The 19921-nt window shown below is 63.1% G+C and carries 16 protein-coding genes; 9 read left to right on the top strand and 7 right to left on the bottom strand.

Going from position 1 to position 19921, the window contains the following annotated elements:
• Positions 1-172 precede the first annotated feature (172 nt).
• From ACMV18_RS12150 to ACMV18_RS12130, 5 genes are all read left to right on the top strand, one after another.
• Positions 173-2911 carry a hypothetical protein gene (locus tag ACMV18_RS12150; protein WP_420818065.1) on the top strand — a complete coding sequence of 913 codons (2739 nt, stop codon included), beginning with the start codon at positions 173-175 and terminating at the stop codon, positions 2909-2911.
• 116 nt (positions 2912-3027) lie between these two features.
• Positions 3028-5802: a leucine--tRNA ligase gene (leuS, locus tag ACMV18_RS12145; RefSeq protein WP_420818064.1), complete on the top strand. Its 2775-nt coding sequence runs from the start codon at positions 3028-3030 to the stop codon at positions 5800-5802.
• Between the two features lie 2 nt (positions 5803-5804).
• Entirely contained in the window at positions 5805-6428 is a 624-nt protein-coding gene (lptE, locus tag ACMV18_RS12140) for an LPS assembly lipoprotein LptE (RefSeq protein WP_420818062.1), read from the top strand.
• A 24-nt stretch (positions 6429-6452) separates the two neighbouring features.
• A complete protein-coding gene (holA, locus tag ACMV18_RS12135; protein WP_420818061.1) occupies positions 6453-7526 on the top strand; it encodes a DNA polymerase III subunit delta in 1074 nt (357 codons plus the stop codon).
• A gap of 146 nt (positions 7527-7672) precedes the next feature.
• Entirely contained in the window at positions 7673-7867 is a 195-nt protein-coding gene (locus ACMV18_RS12130) for a hypothetical protein (RefSeq protein WP_420818060.1), read from the top strand.
• On the opposite strand, the gene ACMV18_RS12125 is transcribed toward ACMV18_RS12130, so the two are convergent.
• The gene (locus tag ACMV18_RS12125) at positions 7813-8208 is read right to left on the bottom strand and encodes a thioredoxin family protein (protein ID WP_420818059.1); all 396 of its coding nucleotides are present in this window, start codon (positions 8206-8208) and stop codon (positions 7813-7815) included. The genes ACMV18_RS12130 and ACMV18_RS12125 overlap by 55 nt on opposite strands.
• A 20-nt stretch (positions 8209-8228) precedes the next feature.
• Positions 8229-9758: an aldehyde dehydrogenase gene (locus tag ACMV18_RS12120; protein WP_420818057.1), complete on the bottom strand. Its 1530-nt coding sequence runs from the start codon at positions 9756-9758 to the stop codon at positions 8229-8231.
• Positions 9759-9904: 146 nt separating this feature from the next.
• Here ACMV18_RS12120 and ACMV18_RS12115 point away from each other — a divergent pair, with 146 nt between their 5' ends.
• The 4 genes from ACMV18_RS12115 to ACMV18_RS12100 all read left to right on the top strand — a co-directional run bounded on the left by ACMV18_RS12115 (position 9905) and on the right by ACMV18_RS12100 (position 14207).
• Positions 9905-10522: a ParA family protein gene (locus ACMV18_RS12115; RefSeq protein WP_420818056.1), complete on the top strand. Its 618-nt coding sequence runs from the start codon at positions 9905-9907 to the stop codon at positions 10520-10522.
• A gap of 92 nt (positions 10523-10614) precedes the next feature.
• Positions 10615-11439 carry a gamma-glutamyl-gamma-aminobutyrate hydrolase family protein gene (locus tag ACMV18_RS12110; protein WP_420818055.1) on the top strand — a complete coding sequence of 275 codons (825 nt, stop codon included), beginning with the start codon at positions 10615-10617 and terminating at the stop codon, positions 11437-11439.
• Positions 11440-11508: 69 nt separating this feature from the next.
• Positions 11509-12882 (top strand): glutamine synthetase family protein, encoded by a 1374-nt coding sequence (locus ACMV18_RS12105; RefSeq protein WP_420818054.1) that lies wholly within the window; start codon positions 11509-11511, stop codon positions 12880-12882.
• A gap of 14 nt (positions 12883-12896) precedes the next feature.
• Complete coding sequence (locus tag ACMV18_RS12100) at positions 12897-14207, top strand: NAD(P)/FAD-dependent oxidoreductase (protein WP_420818053.1); 1311 nt, start codon at positions 12897-12899, stop codon at positions 14205-14207.
• A gap of 63 nt (positions 14208-14270) precedes the next feature.
• On the opposite strand, the gene ACMV18_RS12095 is transcribed toward ACMV18_RS12100, so the two are convergent.
• Genes ACMV18_RS12095 through ACMV18_RS12075 form a run of 5 tightly spaced genes read right to left on the bottom strand, consistent with a single transcriptional unit; the run spans position 14271 to position 19778 of the window.
• A complete protein-coding gene (locus ACMV18_RS12095; RefSeq protein ID WP_420818052.1) occupies positions 14271-15686 on the bottom strand; it encodes a DUF3138 family protein in 1416 nt (471 codons plus the stop codon).
• Positions 15687-15721: 35 nt separating this feature from the next.
• Complete coding sequence (locus ACMV18_RS12090; RefSeq protein WP_420818051.1) at positions 15722-16579, bottom strand: ABC transporter permease; 858 nt, start codon at positions 16577-16579, stop codon at positions 15722-15724.
• A complete protein-coding gene (locus ACMV18_RS12085) occupies positions 16576-17499 on the bottom strand; it encodes an ABC transporter permease (RefSeq protein ID WP_420818050.1) in 924 nt (307 codons plus the stop codon). The genes ACMV18_RS12090 and ACMV18_RS12085 overlap by 4 nt, the downstream gene beginning before the upstream one ends.
• Positions 17500-17508: 9 nt before the next feature.
• Positions 17509-18645, bottom strand: a complete 1137-nt coding sequence (locus tag ACMV18_RS12080; protein ID WP_420818049.1) for an ABC transporter ATP-binding protein — start codon at positions 18643-18645, stop codon at positions 17509-17511.
• 2 nt (positions 18646-18647) lie between these two features.
• Positions 18648-19778, bottom strand: a complete 1131-nt coding sequence (locus ACMV18_RS12075; protein WP_420818048.1) for a polyamine ABC transporter substrate-binding protein — start codon at positions 19776-19778, stop codon at positions 18648-18650.
• Positions 19779-19921 lie beyond the last annotated feature (143 nt).

Below are 19921 nucleotides of genomic sequence, written 5' to 3'. Positions count from 1 at the left end.
GCATCTCGCGCTTATGGGGGGGGCGCACCTCGACTGAGGTCCTTCTGCGCATACTGCCCTGTGAATCAATGAGACAGGGCGACACGGCCCCAGTGACATGCTCCAAATCAACAGGGATCGACTGCACCGGATGGTGCGAACTTCAGCCGCGGCACTGACTTTGCTACACGGCATGGCACACATGGTCCATGCGACCACGCCCAACCCGCCAACGAACAGCACCGCGACCGACCGCACCCACCCACAAACCCCTACGACTTTTCAACTGGCGTTGTTCGAGGCCGCCCGACATGCCGATCTCGATGCCTTCATGCGCCTACTGCCGCTTTGTGGCGACCTCGGAGAGGTCACCGATCGGGGGGAGCCTATCGTTTCCGCCATCATCCGACCTGACCCGCAACTCACGCTGCAGGACCCCACGTCGAACTGGTCGAACCCCAAAGAGCAGGCACGTCTTTTCCGGCTCCACAGAGCAACCCTCGACACCCGCCTGCGCATGCTGCGTGCAGCGCTGAACCAGGGGGCCAACCCGAACGATGTGACCCTTCAGCACCGACTGCCTGCGCTACAGCTGGCCATTGCCTTCGGCTCGCCTGACATGGTCGATACGGTGATCCAACACGGGGGGGACCCACGCAGTGCCAGTCCAGAGGGGCTAACCCCACTCGAATTCCTGCTCGCCCCCCTGAGTGCGATGCATCCACGCAGGCTCCCCGAAATGCTCACACGCGACGAGCGCACCAAGATCGTCGCCATGCTGAGAGCAGCTGGCAGCCCTGACCCGCGTTTCGTGAACTGGAACGACGTGATCTCGCTTGTATCTGGCGACCAATGGCTCAAACACTTGCTGAGCACGCTCCACCCCACGGAGTCAGATCTCATGAACCCGTTTGGGACAGCACTACCCACGGCTGCTGCTGCGTTCCTCGGCGATGAAGCTGCGCTGCGTACGCTGCTCGCACATGTCCCCCGTTACAAAACTGCCCGCGTTAAGCCCGAAAAGAATCCCCCCTTCGACCGCAAGCTGGATGCAGCCATCGCAGCCATCCTCGGAGGTCATTCCAAGCTCGCGCGAAACCTGCTCGAAGCTAACATGCCATGGCAGCAGAGGGGCCCATGGGGCGGCTCGACCTTCAGTCGCTACACGAAGCTGGACGAAACAAGCTCACACACAGCACTGGATGCTGCCATTTACCAAGGTGACTTCGATCTGACGCGACAGCTTCTCGACTGGGAAGCCCCCATCCAATTCGGGCTGACCACTGCTGTGCAACGTCGCAATCAAGCCATGGTGCAACTACTGATGCAACGTGGTGCCGACCCAGTCAAAAACCCAGCCGATTACGGTGATCAAACGCCCCTTGCTGTGGCAATCCAGCAAGCCCCTGAGTTGCTGCCCACCCTGCTAGACAACCCCAAGCCAGCGACAAGGCGGGCGCTCAACGAGCGGGGCTCAGAATGGCTGCGCCTCGCCTTAAATGCCTCCACGATCAAGACGGCCACCAGGCGACTGCTCGTCGAGACGCTACTCAAGGCGGGTATCAACGGCCCGACATTGCCCCCCACTGTCCTGCAATGGGCGATCATGACGGGTGACCGAGATATCGTCGATCGCCTCCACGAGGCACAAGCCCCCTGGCCAAGCTCATCGGTGGCCGATGCCATGAGGACAGGGCAACTCGACCTCATCGAACAAGTCTCTCGTCTGAGCGGGCAATCTCTGTCAAGCAGTTGCCCTCAAGACTACGAGGCACTCATCCGCCTGGTGCGAGAGGCCCCACCATTTGCAGATCGTCTGCTGGACCAGGGTCTGCAAATCGGTGACTGTGACCAGTCCGGCCCTTTGAGTCATCGCCTGCTACGAGCCTGGGGCTCGCCACAGAGTCGCCCCCTGATGGGCACGCGTTACCAACGCGCCAAAGCCCTCCTCGATCGTTTGTGGCAGACCGATCCGACTCAGCGAGACTTGCCAGCCAGCCTGCTAGCCACCGCCATCACCGAGCACCGCCCCGACTTGCTGAACCTCGCGCTGGGCGCTGCCCCAACCTCACAAGACCACCTCGGGCGCCTTGCACAAGCCGCCATCGATGCCCAGAACCCCGAGGCTTTGCGTGTGCTGCGCAATCATGGTCTTTCTGGTGAGACGCCCCTACCGGGAGGCCGAACCCTGACCTGGCACTTAGGATGCGACAAGCCGGTGACTTGGCGCCCACTGGCTGGCCTCAATGAGCAGCCTGCCCCGACTTGTCCCCAAAAATTGATCCATCGCCCATCCCCTGCAGAAGCTGCCCTGGCCCAAAGACTGCCGGGTCGGTACTACCTCAGCGGTGTGCACGAGGTCGGCTCTGAGCTCAAGTTGAGCGCCGACGGACGCTATACAAGCGCCACCAGCTACGGTGGGGTCGACCTGTTCACAGAAGGTCGCTGGCGCGTTGAAGGTCAGGAAGTCGTTCTGCACGACAACGACGCCCTACCCACCCCTCCATTCCGTGTCTTGAAGGCTTGGCATGCTCCGGGGGCCAAAAGCGTGAACGTTCGAGCGACCTCTGGCGGTCGGCTGATGCAAGGTTTTGTTGTGATGGCAGTCAGTCGCGAAATCAGCATCGTCGGCCAACTCAGCCCACGCGATGACGAGGGATGGACGAATTTCGATGGTGACGCAAACTACGTCAACCAAATCGAGGGCTTGGCGATCGGGTTCGCGTACGGCGACGGTCTCCGTTGGGGGCTGCTCCCACTGAGCGCAGACGAACAAGGGCGCATGCCCAACCGCATCGAGATCGATGTCAATCGCGCCGCCCTGACGCCTCCTAGCGGAGAGGCACGACTGCGTCTGGACAAGGACGCATTGGTCAGCGCAGACGATGCAGAGGACAGTGGCCGGCGCTACCAACGAGCAGACCGCGACTGAGCCACACCTTCCTATAATCAGCAGATTCCACCTTCGCAGGCTGGAGCGGGGTTCCTGTCCGGAATCCGGCTGCCAGCCTCTCTTGTCTTGGCGGTGACCTTTCACCAAGTCGTCCTATGAGCGCACAAAACGATAACCAGACCTACGACCCGCGTGCCGTCGAAGCCCGTGCCCAACAGCACTGGGAAGCCAACGACGCCTACCGCGTCACCGAAACCAAGGACAAGAAGTCGTTCTACGCCTGCTCCATGCTGCCTTACCCCTCGGGCAAGCTGCACATGGGCCACGTGCGCAACTACACGATCAACGACATGTTGACCCGTTACCTGCGCATGAACGGCTACAACGTGCTGATGCCCATGGGCTGGGACGCCTTCGGCCTGCCGGCTGAAAACGCCGCATTGAAAAACAAGGTGCCGCCTGCCGCCTGGACCTACGACAACATCGCTTACATGAAGAAGCAGATGAAGGCGATGGGTCTGGCGATCGACTGGTCGCGCGAAATCGCCACCTGCCAGCCCGAGTACTACAAGTGGAACCAGTGGCTGTTCATCAAGATGCTGGAAGCCGGCATCTGCGAACGCCGCACGCAGACCGTCAACTGGGACCCGGTCGACCAGACCGTGCTGGCCAACGAGCAGGTGATCGACGGCCGCGGCTGGCGCTCGGGCGCCCTCGTGGAAAAGCGCGAGATCCCCGGCTACTACCTGAACATCACCAAGTACGCCGATGAGCTGCTGGGTGCGGTCGCCAATCCCGAAGACAAGAACTACCTGTCGGGCTGGCCCGAGCGCGTGCGCCTGATGCAGGAAAACTGGATCGGCAAGTCGGAAGGCGTGCGCTTTGCGTTCAGCCACGACATCACCGGCGCCGATGGCCAGAAGATCAACAACGGTCAACTGTGGGTGTTCACCACCCGCGCCGACACCATCATGGGTGTGACCTTCTGCGCCGTGGCGGCCGAGCACCCGCTGGCCCTGCACGCCGCAGCCTCCAAACCCGAGGTGCAGGCCTTCATCGATGAGTGCAAGCACGGTGGCACCACCGAAGCCGAGTTGGCCACGCAAGAGAAGAAGGGCGTGCCCACGGGCTTGTTCGTCACGCACCCCATCACCGGCCAGCAGGTCGAAGTCTGGGTGGGCAACTACGTGCTGATGTCCTACGGCGACGGCGCCGTGATGGGCGTGCCCGCCCACGACGAGCGTGATTTCGCCTTTGCCAAGAAGTACGGCATTGCCATCAAGCCCGTGATTCTCCCCTTCGGCAATAACCCACCGGATTTTTTGAAAGGTGAACCGAAAGATCCAAGCGCAGCAAGTATTCCATTTGAATCGCTTTGGAATGGCGACTGGAATCCAGCGTTTGGTCAATTGGGCAACTTAGTCAACTCTGGAAAATTCGACGGTCTTAGCTCTCAAAAGGCCGTAGATGCCATCGCAGAAGACTTCAAAGCACGCGGCATTGGCGAGAAGAAGACCACCTGGCGCCTGCGCGACTGGGGCATCAGCCGCCAGCGCTACTGGGGCACCCCCATCCCCATCATCCACTGCGCCGACTGCGGCCCCGTGCCCGTGCCTGAAAAGGACTTGCCGGTGGTGCTGCCCGAAGACGTGGTGCCGGACGGCTCGGGCAACCCGCTCAAGTCGCGCCCCGACTTCCTGAACGTGGGCTGCCCCAAGTGCGGCAAGCCTGCCCAGCGCGAAACCGACACGATGGACACCTTCGTGGACTCGAGCTGGTACTTCATGCGCTACACCTGCGCCGACAACCGCGACCAGATGGTCGATGCGCGTACCGACTACTGGATGCCCATGGACCAGTACATCGGTGGCATCGAACACGCCATCCTGCACTTGCTGTACGCGCGCTTCTGGACCAAGGTCATGCGTGACCTGGGTCTGGTCAAGGTGGACGAGCCCTTCAAGAAGCTGCTCACGCAAGGCATGGTGCTCAACCACATCTACAGCCGTCGCACGGCCAAGGGTGGCAAGGAGTACTTCTGGCCGCACGATGTCGAGCACGTCATGGACGAGGCCGGCAAGGTCATCGGTGCCAAGCTGATCAACGAAGTCGACAGCGCCGACGGCAAGCTGCCAGTGGGCACCGCCATCGACTACGAAGGCGTGGGCACCATGTCGAAGTCGAAGAACAACGGCATCGACCCGCAAGAGCTGATCGAGAAGTACGGCGCCGACACGGCCCGCATCTACACGATGTTCACCGCCCCGCCCGAGCTGACGCTGGAGTGGAACGACGCCGCCGTGGAAGGCAGCTACCGCTTCCTGCGCCGCGTGTGGAACTTCGGCATGAAGCTGCAAGGTCTGGCTGACGCCGGCACCGCCGCACTGACCGAACAGGCCGCCTCGCTGGCCGACGTGGCGTTTGGCAAGGATGCCAAGGCCCTGCGCCTGGAAATCCACACCGTGCTCAAGCAGGTGGACTACGACTACCAGCGCATGCAGTACAACACCGTGGTGTCGGGCGCGATGAAGATGCTCAACGCATTGGAAGGCTTCAAGGCCACCGACACCGCCGACGGCCAGATCGCCCTGATCGAAGGCTTCGGCATCCTGCTGCGCGCGCTCTACCCGGCCACGCCTCACCTGTCGCACACGCTGTGGAGCGAGCTGGGTTACGCCGGCAAGATGGGCGACCTGCTCGACGCCGCTTGGCCCAAGGTCGATGACTCGGCCCTGGTGCAAGACGAGATCGAGCTGATGCTGCAGATCAACGGCAAGCTGCGTGGCTCGATCAAGGTCAGCCCGAGTGCCGACAAGGCTGCCATCGAGGCCGCTGCGCTGGCCACCGAAGAGTTCGCCAAGTTCAGCGAAGGCAAGCCGCCCAAGAAGGTGGTGGTGGTGCCGGGTCGTCTGGTCAACCTGGTGGTCTGATCATGCAGCGCCGCACCCTGCTCCAACGCACGCTGGTGGCCGGTCTGAGCGCCGGCCTGCTTCTGGGCACCCTGAGCGGTTGCGGCTTCCAGCTGCGCCGTGGCGGTCAGACCATGGCCTTCCAGACCATCCAGCTCACGGGCTTTGCCGGCAACTCGCCGCTGGCCAGCGAACTGGCGCGCGCCCTCGAAGCCAGTGGCGTGCGCGTGGTCGACAGCACCCTGGCGGCCACCCAGGCCGCGTCGTCGGCCACCGTGCCCAGCAGCCATGTGGTGTTTGACGCGCAAGCCGACAACCGCGACATGGTGGTCGTGACCAAAACGGCCTATGGGCAAGTGCGGGTCATGAGTGTGCGCACCAGCGTGCGCTTTCGGGTCAAGCGCGCCGATGGCAGCATCCTGATGCCGTCGACCGAAGTGGGCCTGGCACGTGACCTGAGCTACAACGAAAAGGATGCCTTGTCCAAGCAGGACGAATCGGCAGCCTTGCAAAAAGCCATGCAGACCGACATCGTCGGGCAGGTCTTGCGTCGCCTGGCCTCGATTCGCCAGGAAGATCTGGTCGCACCCGCCACCCCGGCCGGCGCCGCCTCATCGGTCAGCGCCAGCTCGCTGGCTCGGCCCTGATCCCAACCGGTCGGCATTCGCTTCATGCAACTGCGCCATGACCAGCTTGCCAACCACCTGAGCAAATCGGGTGGCGCGCTCAAGCCGCTGTACACCCTGCATGGCGATGAAGCCCTGCTGGTGCAAGAAGCGGGGGACGCCATCCGGGCGGCCGCCAAAGCTGCGGGCTACACCGAGCGGCAAGTGCACACGGTCAGCGGCGCGTATTTCGACTGGTCAAGCCTGCTCGGTGCGGCCAGCGAGATGTCGCTGTTCGGCGATCGCCAGTTCATCGACATCCGCATCCCGTCGGGCAAGCCCGGCAAAGAGGGCTCCCAAGCCCTGCAGCAGTATTGCGAAACGGCCGCGGGCAACGACGGTGTCATCACCCTGGTGACCTTGCCTCGCCTCGACAAGACCCAGCTGAGCAGCGCCTGGTTCACCGCGCTGGATGGGGTGGGCGTGAGCGTGCGCTGCGACCCGATCGAGCGCCAGCAACTGCCCTTGTGGATCGCCCAGCGACTGGCCGCGCAAGGCCAGCAGGTCGAACCGGGGGAAGCGGGTCAACGGACCCTGGCATTTTTCGCCGACCGGGTCGAGGGCAATCTGCTCGCCGCCCATCAGGAAATCGTCAAGCTGGGCCTGTTGCATCCGCCCGGCACCCTCACCATCGAACAGATTGAAGAAGCCGTGGTCGACGTGGCCCGCTTCAACGTGTTCAAGCTCAGCGAAGCGGTGCTGTCGGGTCAGATTGAACGCACGCTTCGCATGATCGACGGCCTGCAGGCCGAAGGCGAGGCCGCCGTGCTGGTGCACTGGGCCCTGGCCGAAGACATTCTGGGGCTGTACCGCGCCCGCACGGCCCTGGATGGTGGTAAGCCGCTGCCCATGGTGCTGCGCGAGCAACGTGTCTGGGGCCCCCGCGAACGGCTGTTTGAGCGCATCTTGCCGCAAGCCAAGGCCCCTGCCCTGGCTCGCCTGGTGGCCAACGCCAGCACCGTGGACGGCATCGTCAAAGGCCTGCGCCATCCCCAATGGCCGGACGACGCGTGGGAAGCCCTGCGCCGTTTGGCGCTCCAACTGGCCCAAACAGCCAGGCCAGCCGGCGCCACACGCTGATTGCCCTGATTTGGGGCGCGTCCTGCCGTGCCCGCAAAAATGCGTGACATTTGCCCCGTTGATCCACGGGCTCGACCTTCACAGATGCACCAACATGGTCGATAGGAATCAGGCGACCTCTCTCAAGAGGGACCAGGACGACGATCATGGACACGCTGCCCCTTACCCCATCCGTCAAAACTTCTGCCCCCATCGCCGTGCGCACACCCCGTGCGGTCGACGACTGGCTCCGATCCGCCATGACCGCTTGGGTCCTGTCGGAGCCTGAGGTGGATGAGCCGCTCGATCAGTCGTCGTTGCGAGCCAGGGACGACGCCACGGCACTGAACGCCGCCCACTGATCAGCCGGCACACCTTGCGCGGCAGCGCTGGGCCATTGACCTGAACCCAAGGCCTCTGCGGCCCGCGCTTGCTGCACTTCAATCAAGCGCTGCGCATCCGTCAGGCGGGGCAACACCGGCCCGGCAAACAGCACATGCCCTTGCGCCGCCACGAGCAAGGTCGGGAAGGTTTCCACATCCACATCCCCCACCAGATCGGCCTCGTCTTCGATGTCGATCCAGCGGTAGCGATGCCCCGGCAGCGCCTGCTGAAGGGCCGCAAACGTGTCGGTGTACTCACGGCAGGTGCCGCACCAATCGGCACACAAGCAGGCGATATCAAGCTGAACGGCGGTGGACATGCCGAGATTGTCGCCCCAAGTCAGGCCGGGTTGATGCGAATCCAGGTCGTTTTCAGCTCGGTGTACTTGTCCAACGCGTGCAAGGACTTGTCGCGTCCGTTGCCAGACTGCTTGAAACCGCCAAACGGCACGGTCATGTCGTCCTCGTCGTACTGGTTGACGTGCACCGTCCCCGCCCGGATGGCCCGTGCCACCCGGTGTGCACGGTCCAGCCCCTGGCTCCACACGCTGGCTTGCAAGCCATACGGGGTGCCATTGGCGATCTGGATGGCCTCGGCTTCGTCCTGAAAACGAATGACGCTCAAGACCGGGCCAAAAATCTCTTCTTGGGCAATCGTCATGTCGCTGCGCACCCCGTCAAACACCGTGGGCTGCACGTAGTAGCCCCCGGTTTCAGCCAAGGCTTGTTCACCACCGGCCACGCAACGTGCGCCCTGCGCCTTGCCTTGGTCGATGTAGCCCAGCACCGTGCGCAATTGCCCTTCGTCCACCAAGGCCCCCATCACCGTGGCCGGGTCGAGCGGGTCGGCAGGTTGATGGCGCGGGGCCATGGCCAGCACTTCGGCCAGCACCGCATCGGCCACGGCCTCGTGCACCACCAGACGAGACGGCGCATTGCAGGACTCGCCCTGGTTGAAGAACAAGGACCCGGCCACCGCCTGGGCGGCACGCTGCACGCTGCCCACATCGTCAAAGACCACAAAGGCTGACTTGCCCCCCAGTTCGTTGAACACGCGCTTGAGGTTGGACTCGGCGGCATAGGCCAGCATCTTGCGGCCCACACGGGTGGACCCGGTGAAACCCAGGGCATCCACCTCCATGTGCAAGGCCAAGGCCTCGCCGGCTTCATGTCCGTAGCCCGGCACAACATTGAGCACCCCGGCCGGCAAGCCTGCCTTGTGCGCCAGCTCTGCCATGCGCATGGCGGTCAGGGACGATTTTTCAGAAGGCTTGATGACCACACTGTTGCCCGTGGCCAAGGCCGGCCCCAGTTTCCAGGCCGCCATCAGCATGGGGTAGTTCCAGGGCACGATGGCCCCCACCACGCCCACCGCCTCGCGCTGGATCAGGGCCAGGGCATCCGGGCCCGTGGGCGCCACCTCGTCGTAGACCTTGTCAATCGCTTCGGCGTACCAGGCAATGCAACGCACAGCCAGCGGCACGTCCACCGTCAGGCTGTACTGAATGGGCTTGCCCATGTCCAGCGTTTCCAGCAGGGCCAGTTCATCCTTGTGCTGCACCATCAGCTCCGCCCAGCGCTGCAGCACTTTTTTGCGAGCCACCGGCGCCTGACGAGACCAGACGCCCGCTTCAAACGTGCGACGGGCCACCTGCACGGCCGCATCCACATCGGCCGCCTGTCCACGGGCGATCTGGCCCAGCACCCGCCCGTCGATGGGCGACACGCAATCGAACGTCGCCCCGCCCTGGGCGGCCACCCGTTGTCCGTCAATCCATGCACGCCCGTCCAGGCGCTGCTCAGCCACGAGCGCATCGGCACGATCGCGCCAGATGCGTGCCTGGGCACTGGGAGAAGAAAAAGCGGTCATCTGCACACTCCTGTCCCGGGCGTCATTCGGTGGCGCCCCTCTCCACTCTAGCCAAAAAGGTGCCAGCGTCACACAAGGCGCATCACCGCCCGCCATAATGAGCCGCTTTCCAACGCCTCTGTCTGTCGTCAACAGGAGTCAACAGCATGCCGGTGATCGTGGTCGCCAATCCCAAGGGCGGTGTGGGCAAGTCCACCCTGTCGAGCAACATTGCAGGCTACTTTGCCCGACAGGGCCACGCGACCATGCTGGGCGACATCGACCGACAGCAGTCGTCGCGCCTGTGGCTGCAACTGCGCCCCAGCCATCTGCCCCCCGTGACCAGCTGGGACATTGACAAGGACGACATCGCGCGCCCGCCCAAAGGCGTCACCCACGTGGTGCTGGACACCCCCGCCGGCCTGCACGGCAAACGCCTGGAAGCCGTCTGCAAAATTGCCGACAAGGTGATCGTGCCGCTGCAGGCCAGCGTCTTCGACATCTACGCCACGCAAGACTTTCTGTCGGCACTGCACCAACAAAAGCGGGCCCGCAAGCTGCAACTGGGGGTGGTCGCCAACCGGGTCAAAGAGCACACCAAGGCAGCCGAAAATCTGCAAGCGTTTCTGCGTACGCTCGACATCCCCTGGCTGGCCCAGCTGCGCGACACCCAGAACTACACCCATCTGGCGGCCCATGGCCTGAGTCTGTGGGATGTGCCGCCTCACAAGGTCGACAAAGACCTGGCGCAATGGCGTCCGATTGTGGAATGGCTCACACGCTGACGTAGGCTGGACCGGTTCTTGCGTGGTTACCAGGGCTTCCAGCCGGAAGGGTTTCCGGCTATTGTTTGGTCATCGCGGTTCCAACAGCCCACATGGTTCACATCGAAGCTGCCAAGCCCCCCGCTCACGCCACCCCGGTGGCTCAGGCGCTGCCCCGTCACGCGCCCCGGGTTCTGATCCCAGCCTGCAACCGCCCGCTGGGACGCCACCCCTTCCACATGGTTGGACAAAAGTACGTCACGGCGGTGCGCCTGGCGGGCTGCCTCCCGGTGGTGGTGCCCGCCGCTCACCCTGACGAACTGCTGGACTGGCTGGACATGGCCGACGGCCTGTTCCTGACCGGCTCGCCCTCCAACGTCGACCCCTGCCACTTTGACGAGGCGGTTCACGACCCGTCTTTGCCGCTGGACCCCGCGCGCGATCAGTGGACCTTGCCCCTGATTCGTCTGGCGGTCGAGCGAGGCCTGCCGCTGCTGGGCGTCTGCCGCGGCTTTCAAGAAGCCAATGTCGCCTTGGGCGGCACCTTGCACCAGGCCGTGCACGAACAGCCCGGCCTGAACGACCACCGCGCTGGCGGCGACGAGGTCCCCGTTGAAATGCAGTATGGCCCGGCTCACCCCGTGCACCTGTCGCCCGACGGACAACTGATCGAGATCCTGAAAACCCCGTCGGTGCAGGTCAACAGCGTTCACGGGCAGGGCATCAAGCGCCTGGCACCCGGCCTGCGCGTCGAAGCCCTCGCTCCAGACGGGCTGGTCGAAGCGTTCTCCATCTCTCAAAGCCCAGGCTTCAGTCTGTGCGTGCAATGGCACCCCGAGTGGCAAGCGGCCACCAACCCCGTGTCCATGGACATCCTCACGGCTTTTGGTCAAGCTTGCCAAGACTGGCGCGATCGTCACCGGCCACCGTCGCGCTGAGCGCACGACGCTGTCCTGCGGGCCATGCCCCGCCCGATCCGATCCACTGCCTGAAAGCGAGCGTTTGCCATGTCCCACAACACGCCCCCCTGTCGCACCTTCGGCGACCTGGAGCAATGGTTCCATCAGCAAGGTGTCACCGAAGTCGAGTGCCTGGTGCCAGACCTCACCGGCGTGGCCCGCGGCAAGATCCTGCCGCGTGACCGTTTCACCGAAGACCGGGGCATGCGCCTGCCGGAGATCGTCGTCGCCATGGGTGTCACGGGCGAAATGCCCGAGTCCGGCCCCTACTACGACGTCATCAGCGCCACCGACCACGACATGCACCTGCGGGCCGACCCCACCACCGCCCGCATCGTGCCCTGGGCGTCCGACCCCACCGCCCAAGTCATCCACGATTGCTACGACCGGGATGGCCGACTCATCCCCTTCGCCCCCCGCTCGGTGCTCAAGCGGGTCTGCGACCTGTTCGATGCCCAAGGCTGGTCGCCCGTGGTGGCCCCCGAACTGGAGTTCTACCTGGTCGAGCGCAATGTGGACCCTGACCTGCCGCTGAAGCCACCGAAGGGACGCAGTGGCCGCGCCGAAACCTCGCGTCAGGCCTACTCGATTGATGCGGTCAACGAGTTCGATCCGCTGTTCGAAGACATCTACGCCTACTGCGAGGCCATGAAGCTCAACGTGGACACCCTCATCCACGAAATCGGCGCCGGGCAGATGGAGATCAACTTCTTCCACGACCACCCCATGTCGCTGGCCGATGAGGTGTTCTTCTTCAAGCGCACGGTTCGCGAGGCGGCCCTGCGTCACGACATGTACGCCACCTTCATGGCCAAGCCCATTGCCAACGAACCAGGCAGCGCCATGCACGTGCACCAAAGCGTGGTGGACAAGCTCACCGGGGCCAACATCTTCAGCAACCCCGATGGCACGCCGTCCAAGGCGTTTTACTGGTACATCGGCGGGCTGCAGCGCTACATCCCGGCGGCCATGGCCTTGCTCGCACCCTATGTGAACAGCTACCGCCGGCTGGTGCGTTTTGCCGCTGCCCCCATCAACATCCAGTGGGGCATGGACAACCGCACCGTGGGCTTCCGGTCGCCGCTGGCGCCCCCGGCCGCACGCCGCATCGAAAACCGTGTGATTGGTGCCGATGCCAACCCGTACGTCGCACTCGCCGCCACCCTGGCTTGCGGCTACCTGGGCATCATGAAGCAGATCGAGCCCACGCCCGAGTGCCGGGGCGATGCCTACCTCGGCGACTACGCCCTGCCGCGCAGCCTGGGCGAAGCGATCGAGCTGTTGCGCAACGAAACCGATCTGGCCGATGTGCTGGGCCATGAGTTCGTGAGCGTCTACACCGAGGTCAAGGAAACCGAGCACAGTGAATTCATGAAGGTGATTTCCCCCTGGGAACGCGAGCACCTGCTCTTGCACGTCTGACAGGAACCTGCACCATGCGCACCGCCACCGCCCCCTGTGCCAGTCACGATCCGACCCGGCACGCGCCTTCTTACTACGCCGCCAGCGGCCTGAGCCAACCCGATCGCCCCGCCCTGCAGGGTACACACGAAGCCGATGTGTGCATCATCGGGGCCGGCTACACCGGCTTGTCCTCGGCCCTGCATCTGGCCGAGGCCGGCTTCAAGGTCATCGTGCTCGAAGCCTCACGCGTGGGCTGGGGGGCATCGGGCCGCAACGGTGGCCAGTTGGTACACAGCTATTCCCGCGACATCGACGTCATCGAAGCGCGCTACGGCAAAGACGCCGCCTCGGCGCTGGGCAGCATGGCTTTTGAAGGCGCACGCATCATCAAAGAGCGCATCGCCCAATACGGCATTGACTGCCATTTCAAACCGGGCGGCATGTTCACCGCCCTGAGCAGCAAACAGGTGCACCAACTGGAGCACCACAAAGCCTTGTGGGAAAGCCTGGGCCATCAGGAGCTCGACTTGCTGGACGCGGCCGAAACCGAGCGACACATTGGCTCTCGCCGCTACAAGGCCGCTTTGCTCGACCGCAGCGCTGGCCACGTCCACCCGCTGCGCCTGGCGCAAGGCGAAGCGGCAGCGTTGGAATCGCTGGGCGGCCGCATCTTCGAGCAGTCGCCCGTGACCCGCGTGGACCGCGGTGACCCAGCCACCGTGCACACTGCCACCGGGCAGGTCAAAGCCCGCTTCGTCATCGTGGCCTGCAATGCCTACATTGGTGATCTGGAGCCACGGCTCGCATCTCGATCCATGCCCTGCGGCACGCAGGTGATCGCCACCGAGCCACTGGGCGACCGCTTCCCCGAGATCCTGCCCACCGATCACTGTGTGGAAGACTGCAACTTCCTGCTGGACTACTTCCGCTTGTCAGCCGATCGCCGGCTGCTGTACGGCGGCGGGGTGATCTACGGCGCACGCGATCCCGCTCACGTCGAAGCCATCATCCGCCCCAAGCTGCTCAAGACCTTTCCGCAACTCAAGGACGTGCGCATCGACTACGGCTGGACGGGTAACTTCCTGCTCACCCTGACCCGCTTGCCAGAGGTAGGCCGCTTATCGCCCAACATCTACTTCTCGCAAGGGTGCTCCGGCCACGGCGTCACCTTCACCCATCTGATCGGGCGTGTGCTGAGCGAAGCCATTCGCGGCCAGGCCACCCGCTTCGACGCCTTCGCCCAGCTGCCGCACTACCCCTTTCCCGGCGGCCGCCTCTTCCGCGTTCCCTTCACCGCCATGGGGGCGATGTACTACGACTTGCGAGACAAGCTGGGCGTGTGACCCCGGCTGGCTCACCAAGAAAAACGGGGCCGCGAGGGCCCCGTTTTCATGCGTGTGTTGACCTCAGAAGCTGACGACCACTGCGGTGCTCAGCAACTGGTTGTTCTTCTTGTAGCCGCCTGACTTGGCATCTTCGAACACCGCACCGGTGGCCCAGTCATAGCGGTATTCAAACTTGAACGTGGTGTTCAGGTTGAAGTTGTAGCCCAAGCCCAGGGTCAAGGCACCGCGGTTGACACCCTTGTTGGCATCGCCACTGAGTTGATCCGGCCCGATGCCGTTGATGCCATCCGGCGTCGCATACGTCAGCAAGCCACCGCCATTCTTCTTGTTGAAGATGTAATCGAAGCGGGCGATGCCTTCCAGCCAGGGTTCAAACTTGTACGCAGCCAAGGTCGAGAAACCTGTCCAGTACGCATCACGCAGCGCCCCGGTATCAGGGTCTGCGGTGATCGCGGCTTTCTTCTGACGTCCCAAGCTCAACTGGCCTTGCACCGTCCAGTCACCCCGGATGAAATACGCATCGAATTCGAACAGGTCCACGCGCGAGTCACGTTGGGCCACGACCTCCCCAGAGCCGTCCAGCACGTTCTGAGAGTTGTTGGCCGCCATGCCATGCACGCCCGCAAAACCAAAGCCCTGGAACTCACCCTTGGCATAGTCCACGCGGTAGGCCAGCACGGGCGTCTTCTCGCGGGCGTTGCGCTTGCTGCCGTTCATGTTGGCCAGCACGCTCTTGATGATCCACTTGTCGCGCGTCAACTCCATGCCCGCACCGGTGTAGGCCGTTGGCAAGGTCAGATCAAACAACAGGTTGTGCGTCACCAGCTTGTTCAGCGTGGGCTGCAAGTACTCGTAGCCAGACCAGTCCGGAATGTGGCCGGCGATGAAGCGGGTCTGCAGATCGCTCAAGGGGATCGACACCGAGGCCTCGTGCAGGATGGAGTTGCTGCCCTCGGACACCGCCTGCGTGCTGCGCTGCGGTGACAAGGTCAGGCGCCAGCGCGCGCCACTGTCGGTTTCCTTCAGGAAGTCCAGCGCCACGGTGCCCATGTACGAATCGTCGTAGGTGTAGCCGCCCTCGCCCACCGAGTTCAAGAACTGGAAGCCCGCGCGGTCCTGACGACGGTTGTAGATGAAGGTCGGATCCATGTAGCCAGAAACCTTCAAGCCCTTGAAGCCCAGCATGTCCCGCGAGTCTTCCAGCGCCTCGGTCTTCACCGCGATGCGGTTGAACTCTTGCTGTTGCTCCTCGGTCATACCGGCCGGTGCCGTCGGCGCCGCAACGGCCGCCTGAGGGGCCGGGGTCGGTGCGGCCGCTTGTGCCTCCAGCTTCTTTTCCAGCTCGGCCATGCGGGCCTTCAGCGCACGCAGCTCTTTGAGCAACTCCTGGTTGCTCTGGGCCATGGCAGGGGCCGGGAAAGCCGTACAGATGGCCAGTGCCACCGGCATCAGGGACCAGGTCAGGGTGCGCTTCATGGTGCGGTGCTCCTTGTGTATGGACATGCTCACGCTCAGGACCGTGCGGCCTGGGCCATCTCTTGGGTACGGCGACGCTCGGCGCGCGCCAACAGGTAACTGCCCCCCACCACCGCCACCGCCACCACGGCGATGACCAGGGTGGCCACGGCATTCACGCTGGGGTCCAGCCCCAAACGCGCACGAGAGAAGATGACGAGGGGCATCGTGGTCGAGCCCGGGCCCGACAAGAAGGCGGCCAGCACCACATCATCGAGCGACAAGGTGAAGGTCAGCAACCAGGCCGAAGCCAGCGACTGCGCAATCATGGGCAAAGTCACCAGGAAGAACACCTGCAGCGGCCGCGCCCCCAGATCCTGCGCTGCCTCTTCGAGTTGCGGATTGAGCGTCTGCAGACGGGCCTGGATCACCACCGTGGCATAGGCCATGCCCACCAGCAAATGCCCCATCCAGATGGTCAGCATGCCGCGCTCTGGAAAGCCCAGCACCCGCTGCACCGACACGAGCATCAGCAACAGCGACAAGCCAATGATCACCTCGGGCATCACCAGCGGCGCATTGATCATGCCCACCATCAGGGTGCGGCCCCCAAAGCGTTTGTGCTTGCTCAGCGCCCAGGCGGCACACGTGCCCAACACCACGGCGGCCGTGGCGGTGCAAAACGCGGTCTTGAGCGACAACCACAGCCCTTCCAGCAACTCGGTGTCATGCAGCAGCTTGCGGAACCATTCCAGGGTGAAACCACCCCACACGGTCGGCAGCGGCGAGTCATTGAACGAGTACACCACCAAGGCCACGATGGGCAGATACAGGAAGGCAAAGCCTGCGGTCAGCCACACCCGCGACGCCCAGCGTCCTGCACGCTGCCAGGATGGAATCAGCGCCTTTCTCATCGACGCCCCTCCTGCGAGTCAGACTGCGCCTTGTTGAACAAGGCCAAGGGCACCAGGATCAGCAAGATCATGACCACAGCCACTGCCGAGGCCATCGGCCAATCGTTGTTCGAGAAGAACTCATCCCACAGCACGCGACCGATCATCAAGGTCTCCGGCCCCCCCAGCAGTTCGGGGATCACGAACTCCCCGACACAAGGAATGAACACCAGCATCGCGCCCGCCACGATGCCTGCGCGCGACAGCGGCACCGTCACCTTCCAGAAGGCCGTCCAGGGCGTGGCACCGAGATCAGAGGCCGCCTCCAGCAAGCGCATGTCCATCTTCGACAGGTTGGCGTACAGCGGCAGGATCATGAAGGGCAGATAGGTGTAGGTCATGCCCAGCACCAGCGAGAACGCCGTGTTGAGGTACTGCCCCGGCCCCGGGATCAGTCCGGCCAGGATCAAGACCTGATCCACATGCACGGCATCCAGCACGCGCGCCACCCAGCCGCCCTCGCTCAGCAGCGCCTTCCATGCGTACACGCGCAGCAGGAACGACGTCCAGAAGGGCAACATCACCATCATCAGCAAAGCGGGTTGCCAGGCTTTCGCGGCACGGGCCATGAAATAGGCAAACGGGTAGCCGATCATCAGGCACAGCACCGTGGTGATGGCGGCGTACTTCAGGCTGGCCAGATAGGTCTTGAAGTACAGGTCATCCTGGGTGATGAAAAGGTAATTGCTGAACTTGATCTTGATGTTCAGCACCCCGTCCGCCCAGGTGACGATGTCGCCAAAGCTCACCATCTCCATCTCGGAGACGCTGATCTTCAACACGATCAAAAACGGCAGCAGGAAGAACACCAGCAGCCACAGGTATGGCACGCCCACGACGGGGCGTTCAGACCATTTGAGCTTGGGGCGAACGGAACTCATCGCGCCCTCTTACTGCGTCAGGACCACGTGGGCCGACGGCGTCCACCACGCATAGGCTTCGTCATCCCAGGTCAGGTGGTCGTCCGGGTGACGCTCGGTGTTGCTCTGGCTGACCTTCAGAATGGCCCCACTGGGCATCTGCAGGTGATACAGCGTGTCGCTGCCAAAGTAGACCATGTCCTTGATCTTGCCCTTGACCTGATTGAGCGGCGCAGGCGCCAGGTCTTCTTCACCGGGCACGGGCGGGCGAGGCGAAATGCGAATTTTTTCAGGGCGCAACGCCACGGTCACAGGCATGCCTTCGTGACCGGTGATGCCATGCCCGACCCAATGGCGCACATCGTCGCACTGGATCTCAACGTGGCTGGCCTCGTCCACCGCCAAGGTGCCGTCCATCAGGTTCACGTTGCCGATGAAATCGGCCACAAAGCGGCTGGTGGGGGTTTCGTAAATCTCGTTGGGGGTGCCGACCTGCAGGATCGAGCCCTCGCTCATGATCCCGATGCGGCTCGCCATGGTCATGGCCTCTTCCTGATCGTGGGTCACCATCACGCAGGTGACACCCACCGATTCGATGATGTTCACCAGCTCGATCTGGGTTTCTTCACGCAGCTTCTTGTCCAGCGCGCCCAGAGGCTCGTCCAACAACAGCAACTTGGGCTGCTTGGCAAGCGAACGGGCCAGGGCCACACGCTGCTGTTGTCCGCCCGACATCTGATGGGGCTTGCGCTGGGCAAACTTGCCCAACTGCACCAGCTTGAGCATGGCCTCCACGCGTTCGGCCACCACGTCTTTGGGCAAGCCTTCACGCTTGAGACCAAACGCGATGTTGTCCCACACCGAGAGGTGCGGGAACAGCGCATAGCTCTGGAACATCATGTTGATGGGCCGCTCGAACGGCGCCAACTGCGCCAGATCTTGCCCACCCAGGATGATGGAGCCGGACGTGGGCAGGTCAAACCCACCCAACATCCGCAGCAGCGAGGTCTTGCCGCACCCAGACGGCCCCAGCAACGCAAAGATCTCGCCTTTGCGAATGTCCAGCGAGATGTCATCCACCGCGCGGAACGTCCCGCCATCGTCGCTGACAAACTCCTTGACGAGGTGACGGATGCTCAGAAAACCGTCTGCTGCCTGCCCGACCATGCTTACAGCCCTGTCTTGAACGAGGTGTAAATGCGCGTCATCTGACGGCGGATGTCGTTGTTGACCGCCGTCGGCTGCGCCATCTTCTTCATGTCAGCCTCGGGGGGATACACCGCCGGGTCATTGGCGATTTCAGGCTTGATGAGCTTGCGCGACGCCAGATTGGGGTTGGCGTAGAACACCTTGTTGGTCAGGCCGGCATGCACCTCGGGGCGCATGATGTAGTTCATCCACTTGTGTGCGTTCTCGGGGTGAGGCGCATCGGCGGGAATCACCATCACGTCCATGAACACGACCCCACCGGTCTTGGGCGTCAGCGTCTGGATGTGCTGCCCCGTCTTGCCTTCGATGGCCCGGTTCTTGGCGATGTTGATGTCACCCGAATAGCCGAAGGCCGCGCAGATCGACCCGTTGGCCATGTCGTTGATGTAGCCCGACGAGCTGAACAAGGTCACATAGGGACGGATGCTCTTGAGCAAGGCCGGCACGGCCTGGTAGTCGGCAATGTTCTTGCTGAATGCAGGCTTGCCCAGGTAGTGCAGCGCAGCCGGCACCAGTTCGGTGGGAGAGTCGAGAATCGACACGCCACAGGTCTTGAGCTTGCTGATGTACTCGGGCTTGAAGATCAGATCCCAGGCGTTCTCGGGCATGGGCATGTTGCCCAGCGCCGCCTTGACCTTGTCCACGTTGATGCCCACGGTGGTGTAGCCCCACAGCCAGTCCACCATGTACTGGTTGCCGGGGTCCATCATCCCCAGTTGGGCCTGGAAGGCCGGATCCAGATTTTTCAGGTTGGGCAATTTGCTCTTGTCGAGCTTTTGCAGCAAGCCCCCATCGGCCTGCATCTTGGCCCAGTACGACGAGGGCACCACGATGTCGTAGCCCGTCTTGCCCGCCACCAGCTTGGCGTGGACGATTTCGTTGCTGTCGAAATTGTCGTAGCGCACCTTGATGCCAGTTTCCTTCTCGAAATTGGCAATGGTGTCGGGAGCGATGTAGTTCGACCAGTTGTAGATGTTGAGGACCTTCTCTTCCTCGGCATGTGCGGGCTGCGTCGCCACCACACCCAAGGTCAGCAGCGACACGGCGGCAGCCGCCAGCTTGGTCAAGGAAAAGGCTGAGGTCTTCTGCATGGTCACCCGAGTTCGACACCAAATGCTGTAAGTGGTTGATTTGACTAGGTTGACCTAGTCAGCGTGCCACTACAGGAGGGATAACTGGAGTTCGTTGCTGAGCTTTTTGACCTTCAAGGCGGCCATGGTGGCGGCCTGATCTT

Source organism: Aquabacterium sp., from assembly GCF_048860245.1.
GTDB lineage: Bacteria > Pseudomonadota > Gammaproteobacteria > Burkholderiales > Burkholderiaceae_C > Aquabacterium.
This window is presented reverse-complemented; position numbering and strand designations above follow the sequence as displayed.